The 18793-nt window shown below is 44.2% G+C and carries 9 protein-coding genes and 1 pseudogene; 7 read left to right on the top strand and 3 right to left on the bottom strand.

All coding sequences use genetic code 11. From position 1 onward, the window contains the following. Positions 1-499 precede the first annotated feature (499 nt). Positions 500-1609 (bottom strand): porin OmpC, encoded by a 1110-nt coding sequence (ompC, locus tag Q1A40_RS08575; RefSeq protein ID WP_299999270.1) that lies wholly within the window; start codon positions 1607-1609, stop codon positions 500-502. 883 nt (positions 1610-2492) lie between these two features. Here ompC and rcsD point away from each other — a divergent pair. Together rcsD and rcsB are read left to right on the top strand one after the other, a co-directional pair. Then, positions 2493-5171 carry a phosphotransferase RcsD gene (rcsD, locus tag Q1A40_RS08570; protein ID WP_299999269.1) on the top strand — a complete coding sequence of 893 codons (2679 nt, stop codon included), beginning with the start codon at positions 2493-2495 and terminating at the stop codon, positions 5169-5171. After that, complete coding sequence (gene rcsB, locus Q1A40_RS08565; protein ID WP_299999268.1) at positions 5164-5817, top strand: response regulator transcription factor RcsB; 654 nt, start codon at positions 5164-5166, stop codon at positions 5815-5817. The genes rcsD and rcsB overlap by 8 nt, the downstream gene beginning before the upstream one ends. A 59-nt stretch (positions 5818-5876) precedes the next feature. On the opposite strand, the gene rcsC is transcribed toward rcsB, so the two are convergent. After that, positions 5877-8756 (bottom strand): two-component system sensor histidine kinase RcsC, encoded by a 2880-nt coding sequence (gene rcsC, locus Q1A40_RS08560; protein WP_299999267.1) that lies wholly within the window; start codon positions 8754-8756, stop codon positions 5877-5879. A 270-nt stretch (positions 8757-9026) separates the two neighbouring features. Continuing rightward, positions 9027-11660, bottom strand: coding sequence for a DNA topoisomerase (ATP-hydrolyzing) subunit A (gene gyrA, locus Q1A40_RS08555; RefSeq protein ID WP_299999265.1), 2634 nt, complete (start codon positions 11658-11660; stop codon positions 9027-9029). Between the two features lie 160 nt (positions 11661-11820). Here gyrA and ubiG point away from each other — a divergent pair, with 160 nt between their 5' ends. The 5 genes and pseudogenes from ubiG to Q1A40_RS08530 form a co-directional block, all read left to right on the top strand. After that, positions 11821-12540, top strand: a complete 720-nt coding sequence (gene ubiG, locus Q1A40_RS08550; protein ID WP_299999264.1) for a bifunctional 2-polyprenyl-6-hydroxyphenol methylase/3-demethylubiquinol 3-O-methyltransferase UbiG — start codon at positions 11821-11823, stop codon at positions 12538-12540. A gap of 354 nt (positions 12541-12894) precedes the next feature. Next, the gene (gene nrdA / locus Q1A40_RS08545) at positions 12895-15180 is read left to right on the top strand and encodes a class 1a ribonucleoside-diphosphate reductase subunit alpha (protein WP_299999263.1); all 2286 of its coding nucleotides are present in this window, start codon (positions 12895-12897) and stop codon (positions 15178-15180) included. A gap of 90 nt (positions 15181-15270) precedes the next feature. Then, positions 15271-16401, top strand: coding sequence for a class Ia ribonucleoside-diphosphate reductase subunit beta (gene nrdB, locus Q1A40_RS08540; protein WP_299999262.1), 1131 nt, complete (start codon positions 15271-15273; stop codon positions 16399-16401). A gap of 3 nt (positions 16402-16404) precedes the next feature. Next, positions 16405-16659 (top strand): class I ribonucleotide reductase maintenance protein YfaE, encoded by a 255-nt coding sequence (gene yfaE, locus Q1A40_RS08535; protein ID WP_299999261.1) that lies wholly within the window; start codon positions 16405-16407, stop codon positions 16657-16659. 1081 nt (positions 16660-17740) lie between these two features. Beyond that, positions 17741-18793, top strand: a pseudogene (locus tag Q1A40_RS08530) (hypothetical protein); the annotation flags it as partial.

Below are 18793 nucleotides of genomic sequence, written 5' to 3'. Positions count from 1 at the left end.
GTACTAACCCGTGAGAGCAACGTGACTGACTGGCGGCAATAATGGTCACTTTGCCTTCAAAGTCTCCTTATCTGTAGGTATATCTTCTTATTTTAATTACAGAAATGCGCAAATTCCATTCTGTTCTGCAATACCACCGTTCACCAATGTACCATTACACTCCTTAATGATAGATTGCACTTACTTAGCTGGTGACTGCTCCCCGCCGCCATTAATTCTGTTATGCCCTTGGGCTGAATGTTGATCGTTGCGGGTGATTCTGGATTCGTTGCCGATAAGCTCCTGGTGAACCTTTGTCCGGACAGGCTTTAATTTTGGCAACTGGATAGCGTCAGTAATATCTTACCATTGGGATGGTAGCTGGATTGCTTGCCGCGTTTGCTTTTGAAAGAAGGGAATCTGGCTCGCTTCTGAAAGAAGATAAAAAGGCCACAACGTTACCGTTGCGGCCTTTTTGGGCTGACAAAGAGGAAAAATATCCTCTTCACTGCACGTTAAATTAGAACTGGTAAACCATACCTAAAGCAACAACGTTGTCGGTGTTGATACCGGCAGCTCTGGTGAATTCATTGCTGTCCAGCAGGTTAATTTTATAGTCAACGTAGGTAGACATGTTTTTGTTGAAGTAGTAAGTTGCGCCAACATCAATATATTTAACCAGGTCTTGATTGCCATAGTTCTGGCCACCATAGTTACTGTTGATGCTCTTACCTTTAGATTGCAGGTAAGCCAGGGATGGACGCAGACCGAAATCAAACTGGTACTGTGCAACTAACTCGATATTCTGCGCTTTGTTCGCGAAACCAGCGATGTTTGAATCGCTACCAAAACGGGTTGCGTTATAGGTCTGAGTGTACTGGGCAGCAAGATAGATGTCGTTCGCATCAAATTTCATACCACCAGTATAGGTAGTTGCATCTTTACCTCTGCCGTAGTCCAAATCGTTCTGGCTGCCAGTACGTTTAGAGCTAGAAATAGCAGAACCAATGCTGATACCGTCACCCAGTTCATAGGTCAAAGCACCGCCGAAACCGTCACCATTTGCGTTTAATGGGCTATTGCGGTTACCACCTTCTGAACCATCGCTGTTTTTGCCCTGGTACTGAAGCGCAAATGACAGGCCATCAACCAGACCAAAGAAGTCAGTGTTACGATAAGTTGCTACACCGCCCGCACGAGACTGCATGAAGTTGTCTGCGCCATAGGTGTCAGCACCGAACTCAGGCAGAACGTCAGTCCATGAAGTAACATCATAAACAACACCGTAGTTACGACCATAGTCGAAAGAACCCGCGTCGCCAAATTTCAGGCCAGCAAACGCCAGACGAGTAGAGTTTTTAGATGAATCTTCAGCGGTGTTGCCCTTAACTTCATATTCCCACTGACCATAACCAATCAGATCGTTTTGAATCTGAGTTTCACCTTTCAGGCCCATACGGACATAAGTTTTATCGCCGTCTTCTGCTTTATTTTTAGAGAAATAATGCAGGCCATCGACTTTGCCATACAGATCTAATTTGTTGCCATCTTTGTTGTAAATTTCAGCAGCCTGAGCTGCGCCAGCTACCAGTAATGCTGGAATCAGCAGGGATAGAGCTTTAAGTTTCATATTATGACCCTCTATTGTTATATGCCTTTTTATTTACCACTGCCAATGATCAACGTATTAACCATCAGGCACACACATTGTCCGAAACAAAAAGGAAATAATCCAATGGCTTTATGATACTAAAAATAAATATATGTTTCATTTATCAATATAGATGTAACAAAAAGTTAATGAGAGGGAACTTTTTAAATTCTTACTTAAGGAATAATATTAGCACTAATAATCAAAAAAACATAAAACCATTATTTATCAAAGAGATGAAAATAAAGTGAAATTTAGCACTGAATGACAATCATTTTGTCTTACTAACACCTAAAATTGATCCCGCTATCATCATTAATTTTATTTATTATCGTCATTCGAATCTGAATGTCATTTTACGTTTTTTAATGCCGGATGTTTACATCCGGTTTTTTTTTACCTTTCATTACATTTCTACATTACTGTTATGAACTTCACTTCTTCTCTGGTCATTAATCCATCGTTTTTTTATAGCTCATGCTATCCCCCTCTGTTATCTCCGATTATTTTGCAGGATTGAGAGAAAATATTTTTATATCTTCTGTTCATATCTACAGACTAAAAAAATTCTGTAAACGCTTATCCAGTATTTAACGCGAGATTAATCTTAAAATTATAACGAAAAATTTATTTATCAAACCGTTACATCGTTTTAACTTTTCACACTATCACCAGCTATACTCTTCATACTGATACCATGCCGTCTCAACATCGCATTAAATGTTGTCTCGATGCTGTAAAAGAAGGGTAAATGTAATGCTTATTGTTCGACGATCGGGGAGGATTTACGGTATTCTGTTACGTCGTCTGACATGGCTTAGTTCACTTTACATAGGCTTCTATGCCTGGTTGTGCATAAATAATGGATCAATCTGAGAACGCTTCTGTTAACAAGGCTTCGTTTTTGTCTGGTAAAACCACGCACTTTTTTTTGTTACTGATAGTTGTGCTACTAGTCACACTCGGCGCGATGCTACAAAGCGCAGTAAGTAACTGGATAGAGGCAAAAAGTGAACAGGTTGCCAGTATTGCTGATTCACTCAATAAACGGGTGGAGACATATCGTTATGCAACATGGCAGTTGTATAACAATATTACTGTTGACCCGACTCCGCCTGATGACAAAACTCAGGAGGTTCGCCTACGTCAGGACATCTATTATTTAGAAAAACCACGCGTAAAAACAGAAGCGCTGATCTTTGGCACTCACGACAACGCTACGCTTGGCATGACACAGCAGATTTCTCGTTATCTGGATACTCTCTGGGGAGGAGAGGACAATTCTTGGTCGATGTACTACTTAAATGGCCTTGATAATAGTTTAATTCTCGTCTCTACCCTACCGTTAAGGGACATTTCATCCGGATTCCGTGACTCCATTCTTGCGGCTATTATCGACTCACGCCGCACTGAGATGTTACACCAGGCGAATGTGCTGGATGAGCGTGAAAGCTTCTCCTCACTGCGTAAACTTAACTGGCAGAACATTCATTACTTTACTCTGAGAACAACATTTAACCAGCCAGGCCATTTGGCAACCGTGGTCGCTTTTGATTTACCTATTAATAATTTACTTCCACCAACGATGTCCCCTGATGATTTTCTGATTAGACCTGAGAATCCAGCAGGGCAACTAGCTCAAGCAGAAAAAGATATTCCGCGAGTGGTCAATACTCGTTTTAATCGTGCCTATCTTGAGATTAATGCGCCGATTATCTCCACACCACTGACGCTAACATGGCAAGTGTCCTATAGCTTGCTGGCACAGGACATTCTGAGAAATATTCTACTGCCTTTATTACTTAATCTCGGCTTACTGGGACTCGCTATTTTTGGGCTAATTACCTTCCGCCGCTCCAGGACTCCGGCTTCTGAACCGGTTAATAAAACGGATGAATTGCTCGCTTTACGTATCCTGAATGACGATATCATTACCCACCTTCCTTTGGGATTTGTGGCATGGGACCTGGAAGCAAATCGTACCCTTATAAGTAATAAACAGGCTGACCGACTGCTGCCCCATCTGAACTTACAGAAAGTGATGTCTATGTCTCAGCAGCACCAGGGAATTATTCAGGTCACTGTCAATAATGAACTCTATGAAATACTGCAATTCCGCAGTCATATGACACCGCAGACACAACTCTTTTTTATCCGCGATCAAGACCGCGAAATTCTGGTGAATAAAAAGCTAAAACAAGCACAAAACTTATATGAAAAAAACCAGCAAGCACGCGTTCTTTTCATGCAGCATATTGGAGAAGCTTTACAGCATCCTGCCCAGAATATTATGGAATTTTCAGCAGCAATGCCGGAAGACCATCGAGCCACGTTTATTAATGCAGTACAGGCGCTTATCCAAAGAGTTGATGAGATAAGACTACTTAATAGTCTGGAAAGCGATAGCTGGCAGCGCCATGACAGCATTTTCGTGTTAACTTCGCTAGTTGATGAAGTTGTCAAGATGATGTTACCTTTAATTAGACGTAAAGGGTTACATCTGGTAGTTGATAACACGCTGGCACCGAATACTGAACGTTATGGCGATCCACAAACTTTACGTCATATCTTGGTACTACTGTTACAGTACGCTGTGACCACCACACAAATTGGTAAGATAACGCTGGAAATAAGCGAGGATCAATCAGCAACAGGCCGTTTGTTGTTCCGTTTACTTGATACCGGCTCAGGCATCACAGGGGGAGAAGTTGACAATCTCGCCTTCCCCTTCCTGAATGAAACGCATCAAGACAGGTATGGCAAGGCAAATGGTTTAACATTTCATCTGTGTAATCGACTGGCAGCTAAGCTTGACGGTTCATTGCAGCTTAAAACCAGTCAGCAAATGGGGACACGTTACGACTTACGCGTGACGATGCCGATGGTTCCCGTACCCGATTCCCATGATGAAAAACTGCTGGATGATGTTGTCGCGATGCTGGATATCACCTCCAGCGACATACGAAAAATAGTCGTACGTTGGCTTGAAAACTTTGGTGCAAGTTGCATTATCACTGATGAAAGGACTTCTAGTGAGCATTTTGATATATTTCTCACCGATAATCTGTCTAACCTTACCGTTCCGGGCTTGCTTTTAAGCGATGATGAGGCTGAAATGCAAACAATAGCTCCAGGACAATTGAGAGTTAACTTTAATATCAGTAGTGCTATGCAAGATGCGGTACTACATCTCATAGAATCTCAACTAGCCGTTGAGCAAGGCTCGGCATTATCAACAGACAAGGAGTTATTACAGCTTTATACTAGCGGCTATTACACCCTGTTTGTCGAAACAGTACCTGAAGATATAACCAAATTACATGCTGAATTTTCAGCAAACAACATTGACGCACTGGCGCAGGTAGCCCACCGCCTGAAAGGAGTATTTGCTATGCTTAATCTCCTTTCTGGCAAGCAGTTATGTGAAACATTAGAGCATCATATCCGCGATAATAATGCTCCGGAAATACAAAAATATATCAACGACATTGACACTTATGTCAAATGTCTGCTTCAGCAAGGTAGCCTATTACATGACTAATATGAATGTTATTATTGCCGACGACCACCCGATAGTTCTGTTTGGTATTCGCAAATCTCTCGAACAGATCGAGTGGGTAAATATTGTTGGTGAGTTTGAAGACTCAACGGCACTGATCAATAATCTTCCGAAGCTTGATGCTAACGTGCTGATAACCGACCTTTCAATGCCCGGAGAGAAATACGGTGACGGGATTACGCTTATCAAATACATCAAGCGCCATTTTCCAGATTTGTCTATCATCGTATTAACCATGAACAATAATCCAGCAATTTTAAGTGCTGTATTAGACTTGGACATCGAAGGCATTGTGCTGAAACAAGGCGCGCCGACCGACTTACCGAAAGCGCTGGCAGCACTGCAAAAAGGCAAAACCTTTACGCCAGAAAGCGTCGCCCGTTTGTTAGAGAAAATTAACGCCGGCGGCTATGGTGATAAACGTCTGTCACCTAAAGAAAGTGAAGTTTTACGTCTGTTTGCGGAAGGTTTTCTGGTCACCGAGATTGCACGTAAACTTAATCGCAGTATCAAGACTATCAGTAGCCAAAAGAAATCCGCCATGATGAAACTCGGCGTCGAAAATGATATTGGCTTGCTGAATTATCTCTCATCCGTCAGCCTTACGCCGGAAGATAAAGAGTCATAACACCCAGCTGCCATATTCATGTTGAGCTATTCTCCTGTCTGTATTGTGGAAATAGCTCATCAAATCGACAAATCATCGCCAGCCTTATCTGACAGGCGTTCGGTTCTGACGCGGGTTGCATAAAGCGTCAGAGTCTGTTTAACCACTTCCAGTGTCACAGGTTTCGACAGACAGTTATCCATTCCCGATGCGATACAACGCTGCTTTTCTTCCGCCAATGCGTTAGCCGTTACGCCTATCACCGGTAATGTTAACCCTAGCTGCCGAATATTTTGTGTTAACGTATAGCCATCCATCTTCGGCATATTAACATCGCTGAGAACAATATCGATATGATGCTTTTTGATAACGCCCAAAGCATCAACACCATCGCAGGCTGTCTTACAGCGATAACCCAGTAAATTTAATTGGTCAGCCAGTAAGCGCCGGTTAATAGGATGATCGTCAACCACCAGGATCATCATATCGTCATTTTGTGCATTATCTTCCGGTAATGTGGGAAGTTCAGGAACATCATCCTGATGCGCGGCAGATGAGCTGTAAATACGCGCCAAAAAGGCCGGCAATTCATGCGGTGAGACCGTACTATAAACCCACTCACCGGGAGTTCGCTCAACAGGAAGACCAATATGGGTACGATTAAACAGAATTCTCGCCTTCCCGCCCCAGCGACCAGTAACCTCTTCATCTGTTATCAATACATCATTATCAGCCGGGGATTCTCCCGTCCAGTAACGTACATTGATGCCAGATTTAGTCAGCAATGATTCAATAAAACAACTCAATGTCTCATTACGTATATTTAGCCAGCAGCAATACTCTGATGCCTCATCAGCCACTGTAACGATATCAAACTGGGCACGATAAAGCGGTATACGCACAGTAAACTGACTACCCATTCCAGGTTCACTGTCAACTGAGATATCTCCATCCATCATATTGATGAGTTTTTCACAAATCGCCAGCCCAAGCCCTGTACCCTGGAAATTATGCTGAACACCACTTCCCACCTGAAAGAACGGGTCAAACAGGCTCATCACCTCTTTTGCCGGAATACCGATCCCGGTATCTCGCACCCGAAAACTCAAGTATTCATCATGAACAGAAACATGAATAACGATGCAGCCAAAATCGGTAAACTTGATGGCGTTGCTCAGTAGGTTTGAAATAACCTGTTGCAGTCGCATCGGATCACCTAACAACATGGCAGGAACATCAGGCTCAATGAAACAGTACAAACCAAGCTGTTTTCTGACAACCAAAGGCAAATAATTCGCGGTGATATGGCCAATAGCTTCGCGAGGTGAAAATTCACGCGGCTCTATTTTCAACTGTTCGGATTCTATCTTCGAGAAATCGAGAATATCACTGATAATTTTTAATAGCAGACTGGAGGAGTTGCTCATTGCAGCCACCAGTCTGTCTGCACCTTTTGGCAGTGTTTCACTGCGTAACAAATCAAGATTACCAATAATGCCATATAATGGCGTGCGCAATTCATGACTGACAGTGGCAAGGAACATCGATTTTGACTGACTCGCCTGCTCAGATGAGTGTGCCATTTCTTGCAACGACTCTTCCATTTTTACACGCGCACTGACATCTACCAGAACACATATCGCGACATTTTCATTACGGTAGCGTGAATGAACAAAACTCATTTGTAAGTTAGTTTGATTACTGGTCAGCACATCAACAAAATTAACCTGCTGTCCGGAGATAATCTCCGTTAACTTCTGTCTGTCTTCATGGGCCAGCATGCTCAGATAATTATGCGCTAATTCATTACTGAGAATATTGGTACCGTCCTGCGTACGTAAGATACAGATCCCAACCGGTGCTGATGCCACAATTTTATGGTTAAACTGTTCATTTTCCTCTAGTCTTTGCGCATCACTTTCTGCAGGAACAAAAACCCGGCGCTCATACATTCTGGTAAGCAATAGCAAGCCGATTCCCATCAACAGATTGAATACCGCGGCATTAATAATGAGTAGACGTATATGCTCAAGCACTAAATTGACCGGTATTGAATAAACAACGATCAATGAGGTAGGGTGTAGATCCTTTTTCAAAATAAGCGAATTAAAACCCGCGCTGTAACCAAACCACGTTCGGCTTTGTAGCCATTTACTTTCCAGTTCGATACGCGATTCGGAGGCGTTAAGAGAAAGCAGCATTTTCCCACTGTCATCGAAAATACTGACTCTGACAGGTAATGAACCGGGCACAAAAAAATTGTCCATCCGTACAGTTTGCTCGATGCCCAGTAACCCTTGTAGCCGATTGTCCTGATAGACAGGCGTTGCCGTATAGAAATAGCCGACTCCGGGACGAGAACCCTGCTCTGCCCAGTAAAGATTACCTGCTCGTTCATTTTTCGGTGTTCTGTAATATGTCAGCACCTTGTCCTGAAACATTTTGAACGTCCTTTCACGTTCAAATGGCGTATCTCTTAAACTGAAATCGGCAATACAGTGATCGTCACCACCAATCAAAAAAATTCGGTTCAAATCATGGGTAGTCGAAAAATTTTCACGCCAGTAACGAAGATATCCACCAATCGACAGCAGTGAGCTGTTCCAGCGTGCACTGGTTGCTGAACAGTCTGATGATGACTTCAATGAAATAAAATCAGGTATATCAGGTAAACGCCCTTCCCCCCCCATCGGCGAGATCATCGTACCGGAGGTGTCAAACCGGTTTTCGGTGACGTATTTAAGTTCTTTTATGACATCACTGGTACGCTGAATATAGCGCTGTGCCTGATCAAAATTAGTATTAAAATCGTGTCTTATTTCAGACTCGCGATTATGTAATGCATTGATAATATAGAATACAGACAGAATAACTATCAGCAACCAAAACAACAGCACTAAGGCCCGAAAAAGATATCGGGATATTTTCAGTGTATTACGGAAGGAGACAAGATAGTTCAAATTAGACCTGAAAGTAAGCGAGTAAAAGGGAGTCTGATATCGTTAAGTTAGTCGCAAAACAATGAAGCCGCAATGGCGAATCGTCTCATTGCCGCAACCTTAAGTGATATCCAGATTATCGTCGATAATTTTGTCAAAACAATAAAACTAAATCATTCAACTGTTTTTGACCACCTCTGCGCAAAAAAAAGAGGAAAAACAAGCGTTTTTCCTCTTATTGACTGCCTCTGCACCTGAAGAATCAGGGTAATTTAATACCCTGTTTTCAGATTATTCGTCAGTCACATCACCGTCATCATCATTCTCAGTTTCAGGAGCGATTTCATCATCCCCTTCTGCTAACGATCCGTCGATACTGTCCAGTTCTTCGTCGTCAACAGGCTCTGCGACACGCTGCAGGCCAACAACATTCTCATCTTCCGCCGTACGGATAAGAATCACACCTTGTGTATTACGGCCTACTACGCTAACTTCAGACACTCTGGTACGTACCAGGGTACCCGCATCTGTTATCATCATGATCTGATCGGTATCTTCAACCTGTACAGCACCCACGACATTGCCGTTACGTTCAGTCACTTTAATAGAGATAACACCCTGAGTAGCGCGCGATTTTGTCGGATACTCAGCAGCAGAAGTCCGTTTACCGTAGCCATTTTGTGTCACGGTAAGAATGGAGCCTTCACCACGAGGAATAATTAACGATACAACAGCATCGTTTTCCGCCAGCTTGATCCCACGAACACCCGTAGCATTACGTCCCATCGCACGCACAGCATCTTCTTTAAAGCGCACGACTTTACCGGCTGCCGAGAACAACATCACTTCGTCTTGTCCGTCGGTCAGGGAAACACCAATCAGTTCATCACCGTCATTCAGATTCACAGCGATAATACCGGCTGAACGTGGACGGCTGAACTCAGTCAGCATGGTTTTCTTCACGGTTCCGCTAGCGGTTGCCATAAAGACGTTAACCCCTTCAGCATATTCACGTACCGGTAAAATAGCGGTAATACGTTCATCTTGCTCAAGCGGTAACAGGTTTACAATTGGCCGACCACGTGCGCCCCGGCTTGCTTCTGGTAATTGATAAACCTTCATCCAGTAGAGGCGACCACGACTTGAGAAACACAAAATCGTATCGTGGGTATTCGCTACCAACAGACGGTCGATAAAGTCTTCTTCTTTAATTCGGGCGGCAGACTTACCTTTACCACCACGGCGCTGAGCTTCGTAATCAGTCAGAGGCTGATATTTCACATATCCCTGATGGGACAGCGTAACCACAACATCTTCCTGATTGATAAGGTCTTCAATATTGATATCAGCCGAGTTAGCTGTTATCTCAGTTCGACGCTCATCACCAAACTGGCTACGCATAGCCTCCAGTTCTTCGCGAATCACTTCCATCAGACGATCGGCACTACCCAGAATATGCAGTAACTCAGCAATAAATTCGAGTAACTCTTTATATTCATCAAGCAGCTTTTCATGCTCAAGACCCGTCAGTTTTTGCAGACGCAAATCAAGGATAGCTTGGGCTTGCTGTTCAGTGAGGTAATATTTTCCATCACGAATACCAAACTCAGGCTCCAGCCACTCAGGGCGAGCCGCATTATCACCAGCACGTTCCAGCATTGCTGCGACACTGCCTAATTCCCATGATTGGGCCGTCAGACTGACTTTCGCTTCAGCAGGGTTTGATGCGTTACGGATCAACTCAATAATCGGATCAATGTTGACCAACGCAATAGCAAGACCTTCGAGGATGTGAGCTCTGTCGCGTGCTTTACGCAGTTCAAAAATCGTCCTGCGCGTTACAACTTCACGACGGTGACGCACGAATGCCGAAAGGATCTCTTTCAACGTCATTATCTTCGGCTGACCCTGGTGTAATGCCACCATGTTAATGCCGAAAGAAACTTGAAGCTGAGTCAGAGAATAGAGGTTATTGAGAACGACTTCACCGACTGCGTCACGTTTAATCTCAATAACGATACGCATTCCGTCTTTGTCAGACTCGTCACGTAAGCCGCTGATTCCCTCGATACGCTTATCTTTAACCAGTTCAGCAATCTTCTCAATCAGGCGTGCTTTATTCACCTGATAAGGAATTTCATGAACAATAATGGTTTCACGGCCTGTTTTAGCGTCGGCTTCCACTTCCGCACGCGCACGAATATAAATTTTACCCCGTCCGGTACGATAGGCTTCTTCGATACCACGACGGCCATTAATAATTGCCGCAGTAGGGAAGTCCGGACCAGGAATGTGCTCCATCAATCCTTCAACACTGATGTTTTCATCTTCGATGAAAGCGAGACAACCATTAATCACTTCAGTAATGTTGTGAGGCGGAATGTTAGTCGCCATCCCCACAGCAATACCGGATGAGCCGTTAATCAGAAGATTCGGGATCTTGGTCGGCATCACTTCTGGAATTTTTTCGGTACCGTCGTAGTTATCGACGAAATCTACCGTGTCTTTTTCCAAATCTGCCATCAGTTCATGAGCAATTTTCGCCATACGGATTTCCGTATAACGCATCGCTGCGGCAGAGTCGCCATCAACTGAACCGAAATTTCCCTGACCATCAACCAGCATGTAACGTAAGGAGAATGGCTGTGCCATACGTACAATGGTGTCATAAACAGCACTATCACCATGAGGGTGATATTTACCAATTACGTCACCCACGACACGGGCTGATTTTTTGTAGGCCTTATTCCAGTCATTGCCCAATACATTCATCGCATAAAGTACACGACGATGTACTGGCTTGAGTCCATCTCGGACATCCGGAAGTGCACGGCCGACAATAACCGACATTGCATAATCCAGATAGGAGCTTTTTAGCTCTTCCTCAATATTGACCGGTGTAATTTGTTTAGCAAGGTCGCTCATGTAAACGCTATCCCTCTCACTGTATCCCGGATTCAAAGGTCGCAAATTATAACACATACGGCCCACAGTGGGGAAACCAGAACGCTTTTACTGACGCTTTATTCGCACGGTTAGCCTGATATACTGCTGTTATTCACTTCTACAAGGAGTTACCGCCGTTATGAATCCTGAAAACCAATCGGTTTCGCAGAATGTTGACCCACAAGAAATTGCCAAATTTGAAGCCGTTGCTTCACGCTGGTGGGATCTGGAGGGTGAATTTAAGCCACTGCATCGTATTAATCCGCTGCGTCTGGGCTATATCAACCAACGTTCAGGCGGCATATTTGGTCAAAAAATTCTCGATGTCGGCTGTGGTGGTGGCATTCTGGCTGAAAGTATGGCGCGTGAAGGCGCTGAGGTTACCGGCCTCGATATGGGGGCAGAGCCTCTTCAAGTGGCCCGACTGCATGCTCTCGAGCATGGCGTAAAGGTCAATTATATCCAGGAAACGGTAGAGCAGCATGCCAGTGAACATCCCGGTCAGTATGATATCGTCACGTGTATGGAAATGCTTGAACATGTTCCGAACCCACAATCTGTCGTAGTGGCTTGCGCACAGTTGGTTAAACCGGGTGGTCATGTGTTCTTTTCAACCATCAACCGCAATGCCAAAGCATGGTTAATGGCCGTTTTTGGCGCAGAGTACGTATTACAGATGGTGCCAAAAGGAACTCACGACGTTAAAAAATTCATTAAACCCGCTGAGTTATTACACTGGATTGATCAAACGCCTCTTCGTGAACGTCATATGACCGGGTTACATTTTAACCCACTGACCAATCGTTTTAGCCTCGGCCCTGGTGTCGATGTAAATTATATGTTGCACACTGAAGCTTAATCGTACGCAAATTTTAGAAATGTATATTTAAAAATGTGCAGTGCAATGCTGCGCATTTATTCATTGAGTTTAAGAAATCGGCAGCAAAAAAAATTTTTCATTTTTTTTGCATCCCATTGACAATGGTTCCAAGCCTTATGTGGCGTGGACTTACAGAAACTCATAGTTCACAACATGACTTTTTCGTCAAAATCAATACTTGTTCTAAACAGATTCCTTACTAAAATACTCACCATCTTGTGATTTATTTTTAATCAAACCCCTACATATAGTATTTATCCACAGAGTTAGTCACAGATTAACTGATGTGAATAAAACAGGGGTATCTTCTTCTCACGGACAGGTATAACGTACATGAATCAGAGTCTGCTGGTGACAAAACGTGATGGTCGCACTGAGCGTATCAATCTGGACAAAATCCACAGAGTAATCGACTGGGCTGCCGAAGGGCTGAACGATGTTTCCGTTTCTCAGGTCGAGCTCCGTTCACATATACAGTTCTATGACGGCATTAAAACGTCTGATATTCATGAAACGATCATCAAAGCCGCGGCTGATTTGATTTCCCGCGACGCGCCTGACTACCAGTATCTTGCTGCACGTCTGGCAATTTTCCATTTGCGTAAAAAAGCCTATGGTCAGTTTGAACCCCCTGCACTTTATGATCATGTAAAGAAAATGGTTGCTGCGGGTAAATACGATCAACATCTGCTGGAAGACTATACGGAAGAAGAGTTCAAGCAGATGGATGCATTAATTGATCACTGGCGTGATATGAACTTCTCCTATGCAGCGGTGAAACAGCTCGAAGGAAAATATCTGGTTCAAAACCGTGTGACCGGTGAAATCTACGAGAGCGCACAGTTCCTGTACATTATGGTCGCAGCCTGTCTGTTCTCTGGCTATCCGCGCGAAACACGTCTTGATTATGTGAAACGTTTTTATGATGCGGTTTCCACCTTCAAGATTTCTCTGCCGACACCTATCATGGCTGGCGTACGTACGCCTACCCGTCAGTTCAGTTCTTGTGTACTGATTGAGTGTGGCGATAGTCTGGACTCGATTAATGCCACCTCAAGTGCGATTGTAAAATATGTATCCCAGCGCGCTGGTATCGGTATCAATGCTGGGCGTATCCGTGCATTAGGCAGCCCAATCCGCGGCGGTGAGGCTTTCCATACCGGCTGTATTCCGTTCTATAAGCATTTCCAGACCGCAGTAAAATCCTGCTCACAAGGCGGCGTTCGTGGCGGAGCTGCCACGCTATTCTATCCAATGTGGCATCTGGAAGTTGAAAGCCTGCTGGTACTGAAAAATAACCGGGGTGTTGAAGGTAACCGCGTACGTCATATGGACTATGGGGTACAAATTAATAAATTAATGTATACCCGTTTGCTGAAAGGTGAAGATATCACCCTCTTCAGTCCTTCTGATGTTCCTGGGTTATACGATGCATTCTTCGCCGATCAAACCGAATTTGAACGCCTCTATACAAAATACGAACAAGACAGCAGCATTCGTAAACAACATATCAAAGCGGTTGAGTTGTTCTCGTTGATGATGCAGGAGCGTGCTTCTACTGGGCGTATCTACATCCAGAACGTTGATCACTGCAATACCCACAGCCCGTTTGACCCGGCCGTTGCTCCTGTACGTCAGTCAAACTTGTGTCTTGAGATTGCCCTGCCGACTAAACCATTATCTGATATTAAAGATGAAAACGGCGAAATAGCCCTTTGTACTCTGTCAGCCTTTAACCTGGGGGCTATTGACAGCCTGGATGAGTTAGAAGACCTGGCAACACTTGCTGTACGTGCGCTTGATGCCCTGCTCGACTACCAGGACTACCCAATTATTGCCGCCGAACGTGGTGCAATGGGTCGCCGTACTTTAGGTGTCGGTGTCATCAACTATGCCTATTACCTGGCTAAAAACGGTGTTCGTTATTCAGATGGCAGTGCGAACAACCTGACGCATAAAACATTCGAAGCAATTCAATACTATTTATTGAAAGCCTCTAATGAGCTGGCAAAAGAACAAGGTGCTTGCCTGTGGTTCAATGAAACGACTTATGCAAAAGGCATTTTGCCTATCGATACCTATAAAAAAGATCTTGATGCTATCAGTAATGAGCCACTGCATCTTGACTGGGAATCACTGCGTGAATCGATTAAAACTCACGGCCTGCGTAACTCAACGCTGTCAGCACTGATGCCTTCAGAGACATCATCGCAGATCTCGAATGCCACTAATGGCATCGAGCCACCACGTGGCCATATCAGCATTAAAGCATCTAAAGACGGTATTCTGCGCCAGGTAGTACCGGACTACGAGAAGCTGAAAGACAATTATGAATTGTTGTGGGATCTGCCAAATAATGATGGTTACTTGCAGTTAGTGGGGCTAATGCAGAAATTTATCGATCAGTCGATTTCTGCCAATACCAACTACGATCCAACGCGTTTTCCGTCAGGCAAAGTTCCGATGCAGCAATTGCTGAAAGATTTGCTCACCGCCTATAAATTTGGTGTGAAAACGCTTTACTACCAAAACACCCGTGACGGTGCAGAAGATACTCAGGATGACCTGCTACCTTCAGCTCAGGATGACGATTGCGAAAGCGGTGCATGTAAGATCTGACGCTTCCCGGGCCACATATACCCAAACCACTTAAGGGATGGCGGGTATAAATGAATGTGGCCCGTGACCTCTGTATAAGGAATATTTTTAATGGCTTACACTACATTTTCACAGAATAAAAATGATCAGCTCGCCGAACCCATGTTCTTTGGTCAGTCAGTTAACGTTGCGCGCTATGATCAGCAGAAATACGACATTTTTGAAAAACTCATTGAAAAGCAGCTGTCATTCTTCTGGCGTCCGGAAGAAGTCGACGTTTCCCGCGACAGGATCGACTTCCAGGCATTACCCGATCATGAAAAACATATTTTTTTGAGCAATCTTAAGTATCAAACTCTGCTCGATTCGATTCAGGGACGTAGCCCGAACGTTGCGTTGTTACCCTTAATTTCTATTCCTGAACTGGAAACTTGGGTTGAAACCTGGGCATTCAGCGAAACCATCCACTCCCGTTCTTACACCCATATCATTCGTAATATCGTGAATGATCCGGCGTTGGTATTTGATGATATCGTCACTAATGAAGAGATCCTCAAACGGGCAAAAGATATTTCGGGCTACTACGATACGCTGATTGAAATGACCAGTTACTGGCATTTACTGGGTGAAGGAACGCACAACGTTAACGGTAAGTCCGTGACAGTTAATATGCGTGCGCTGAAGAAACAGTTATATATCTGTCTGATGAGCGTTAATGCTCTGGAAGCCATCCGCTTCTATGTCAGTTTCGCCTGTTCATTTGCTTTCGCTGAACGCGAGCTGATGGAAGGCAATGCTAAAATCATTAAACTCATTGCCCGCGATGAAGCCCTGCATCTGACCGGCACTCAGCATATGCTGAATCTGTTACGTTCTGGCGAAGATGATCCTGAGATGGCTGAAATCGCTCTTGAATGTCGCCAGGAATGCTACGACCTGTTTGTTCAGGCTGCAGAACAAGAAAAAGAGTGGGCAGAATATCTGTTCCGTGATGGTTCCATGATAGGTATGAACAAAGATATTCTCTGCCAGTATGTCGAATATATCACTAATATCCGTATGCAGGCTGTCGGACTGGATTTGCCTTTCAAAACCCGTTCAAACCCGATTCCATGGATTAACGCCTGGCTGGTTTCCGACAATGTGCAGGTTGCACCGCAAGAAGTAGAAGTGAGTTCTTATCTGGTTGGTCAGATTGACTCAGAAGTCAATACTGACGATCTGAGCAACTTCCAACTTTAAGTTATGGCTCGCATTACGCTAAGTATTACTGGCGCACAGTTAATCACCCAGAAAGAGCATCATTCATTGTTGGTCGCACTGGAGTCACACAATATCTGTGTTGAGTACCAATGCCGCGAGGGATACTGTGGTTCATGCCGGGTTAAACTGGTCGCTGGGGAAGTTAACTGGCTGACTAAACCACTTGCCTTTATCCAGCCAGGGGAAATCCTCCCCTGCTGTTGCAGAGCAAAGGGCGATATTGAGATTGAGCTTTAGCCTGCCAGACGTAGATGCACAATGCGAACTGACAGGAATATGACGAATACGAAAACAAGTACAGTGCCTGATTCAATATGGCACTGTACTTGTTTTCGTCGCGACTTGACCTGACACTGAATCTTGAAAGGTTGTTTCATAAATCACCCGGTATTTTTCAGTAACTATCATCTCACTCCGCCGCAATGATTATGTGCAACAATGATATATAACACGACCCGACCCGACCAACTCTATTCTATTTATACCCAAAATAATTCGAATTGCTTGTCGGAATCCAGTTCAGCCCGTCGATGAGCATAGATAAACTCTGTGATTCTGCGGGCTGAACGCAGGCAACACCCAGGCAACTTAAAGTATGACGGGTATATTTAAGAACAGATAAAGCGTCAGTAGATTTCATTACCTGAAAGAATTAACATTAATTGATTTTACAGGAAACTTAATAACCAGAATTCGGTTATCTCCTTCCAGTCCTCCATCTAATTGACGTATACAGTAAAAACACGTTGAATAATTTATTCAGAGCAACACTTGAAATACACACTATCCACTTAAAGAATAAAACATTTATCCAACCTGTATCTAAAAAAACATCCAAAAGACACTCTGTTTTTTGGGGTAATTTACTTCAATAATATCCTATAAACAGGATTGAAATTACACAATAAATAAAATCATTGCTTTTCTCTAAATTAAGATTAATCTTAGTGTCTGGGATTGTTTCTTGATATTTGTCCGTATAGATACAAAAACACTGGAGGTAACCTGTCCCATTACAACGGGTAAATAACACAGTTATTTATTTTTTAAAAATGAGACACCATATAAAAAAGTTATGTATTTCTCCTGTTCTGGAAAATTTTAATCTCATAATGCATATCCTTGTTAACATGTAATAGCGTGAGGCTTGAGTCCTGACGCATTATTGGAGGTTGGCTACGCCAATATGATTATGGATAGATCATTTATATTCGGTGAGGCATATAACTTATCTCATTCACAAGTTGATGCTGACACTTTCTCAGGTTCCCAAAAAGTAAAATTTCATTATTCCCCCATTTATTCAGTTCTTGTGGTTATGTTGCTTGCATCCTCAGCCCCCACTATGGCCGCGACATGCCTTCAGGGGAACGAGATTGGAAGAAGCACAGCTTTAGGCGGGGGTAACGATCCGGTCACATGCGGAACATTTGGGATTGCGATTGGCGGAGGCAGCGGTGCCACTGCAGATGATTATGGTGTTGCCATCGGTGATGCAGCAACGGCCATCTACAGGAATTCGGTAGCACTGGGGCGTCGTTCTAGCGCTGATGCAGACCGCACCATCGCAGTAGGCGCGTACACAGGAACATTTGGCTATGCCTCAATAGCCATCGGAGAAAATGCTCAAGTAACAGATACAGATGCAATGCACGGCATTGCATTAGGGCATTATTCCCGAGTGGGGAAAGCTGACGGCATAGCCATCGGGTTCGAGTCAAACGCAGGCGGCCTCAACGCTATCGGTATCGGAGCGAAAAACAGTGTTACCGGTGATAATTCCGGAGCGATTGGCAGTCCCTCTTCGGTATCCGGCACGAATTCCTATTCACTGGGCAACAACAATACCGTTGCAGCGAATAATGCATTTTCAATAGGGAATAACATCAGTATCAACGCAGGTCTTAATGGTGCCATCGCACTCGGTGATGGTTCATCCGTTCAGGCGGCTGTGGCCACCGGAAGTACAGATATCAATGGCAATACCTATAATTTTGCAGGTGCAACGCCAACCGCAGGCTCCGTGCTGAGTATCGGCGCCGTTGGCGCAGAAAGACAAATTACCTACGTTGCCGCCGGCCGGCTCAATTCAAGTAGCACCGATGCGGTAAACGGCAGCCAGCTGTTTGCAACGAACAGCGCTGTTAATTCTCTCGGGACGAAGGTTAACCAGAACACTACCGATATTACCGACCTCAATGGCAGTATTACCAGCGTACAGAATCTCATCAATTCGGGAAATATTCCCATCAGATACTTCAGCACTGGCTCATCAGACAACGGCGTTAATGCAGTTGCCAGCGGCTCAAACAGCGTGGCCATTGGTCAGGCCTCGAGCGCAACGGAGGAAGACAGCGTGGCGTTCGGTAAT

This window comes from uncultured Cedecea sp., from assembly GCF_947498825.1.
Taxonomy (GTDB): domain Bacteria; phylum Pseudomonadota; class Gammaproteobacteria; order Enterobacterales; family Enterobacteriaceae; genus JGM124.
This window is presented reverse-complemented; position numbering and strand designations above follow the sequence as displayed.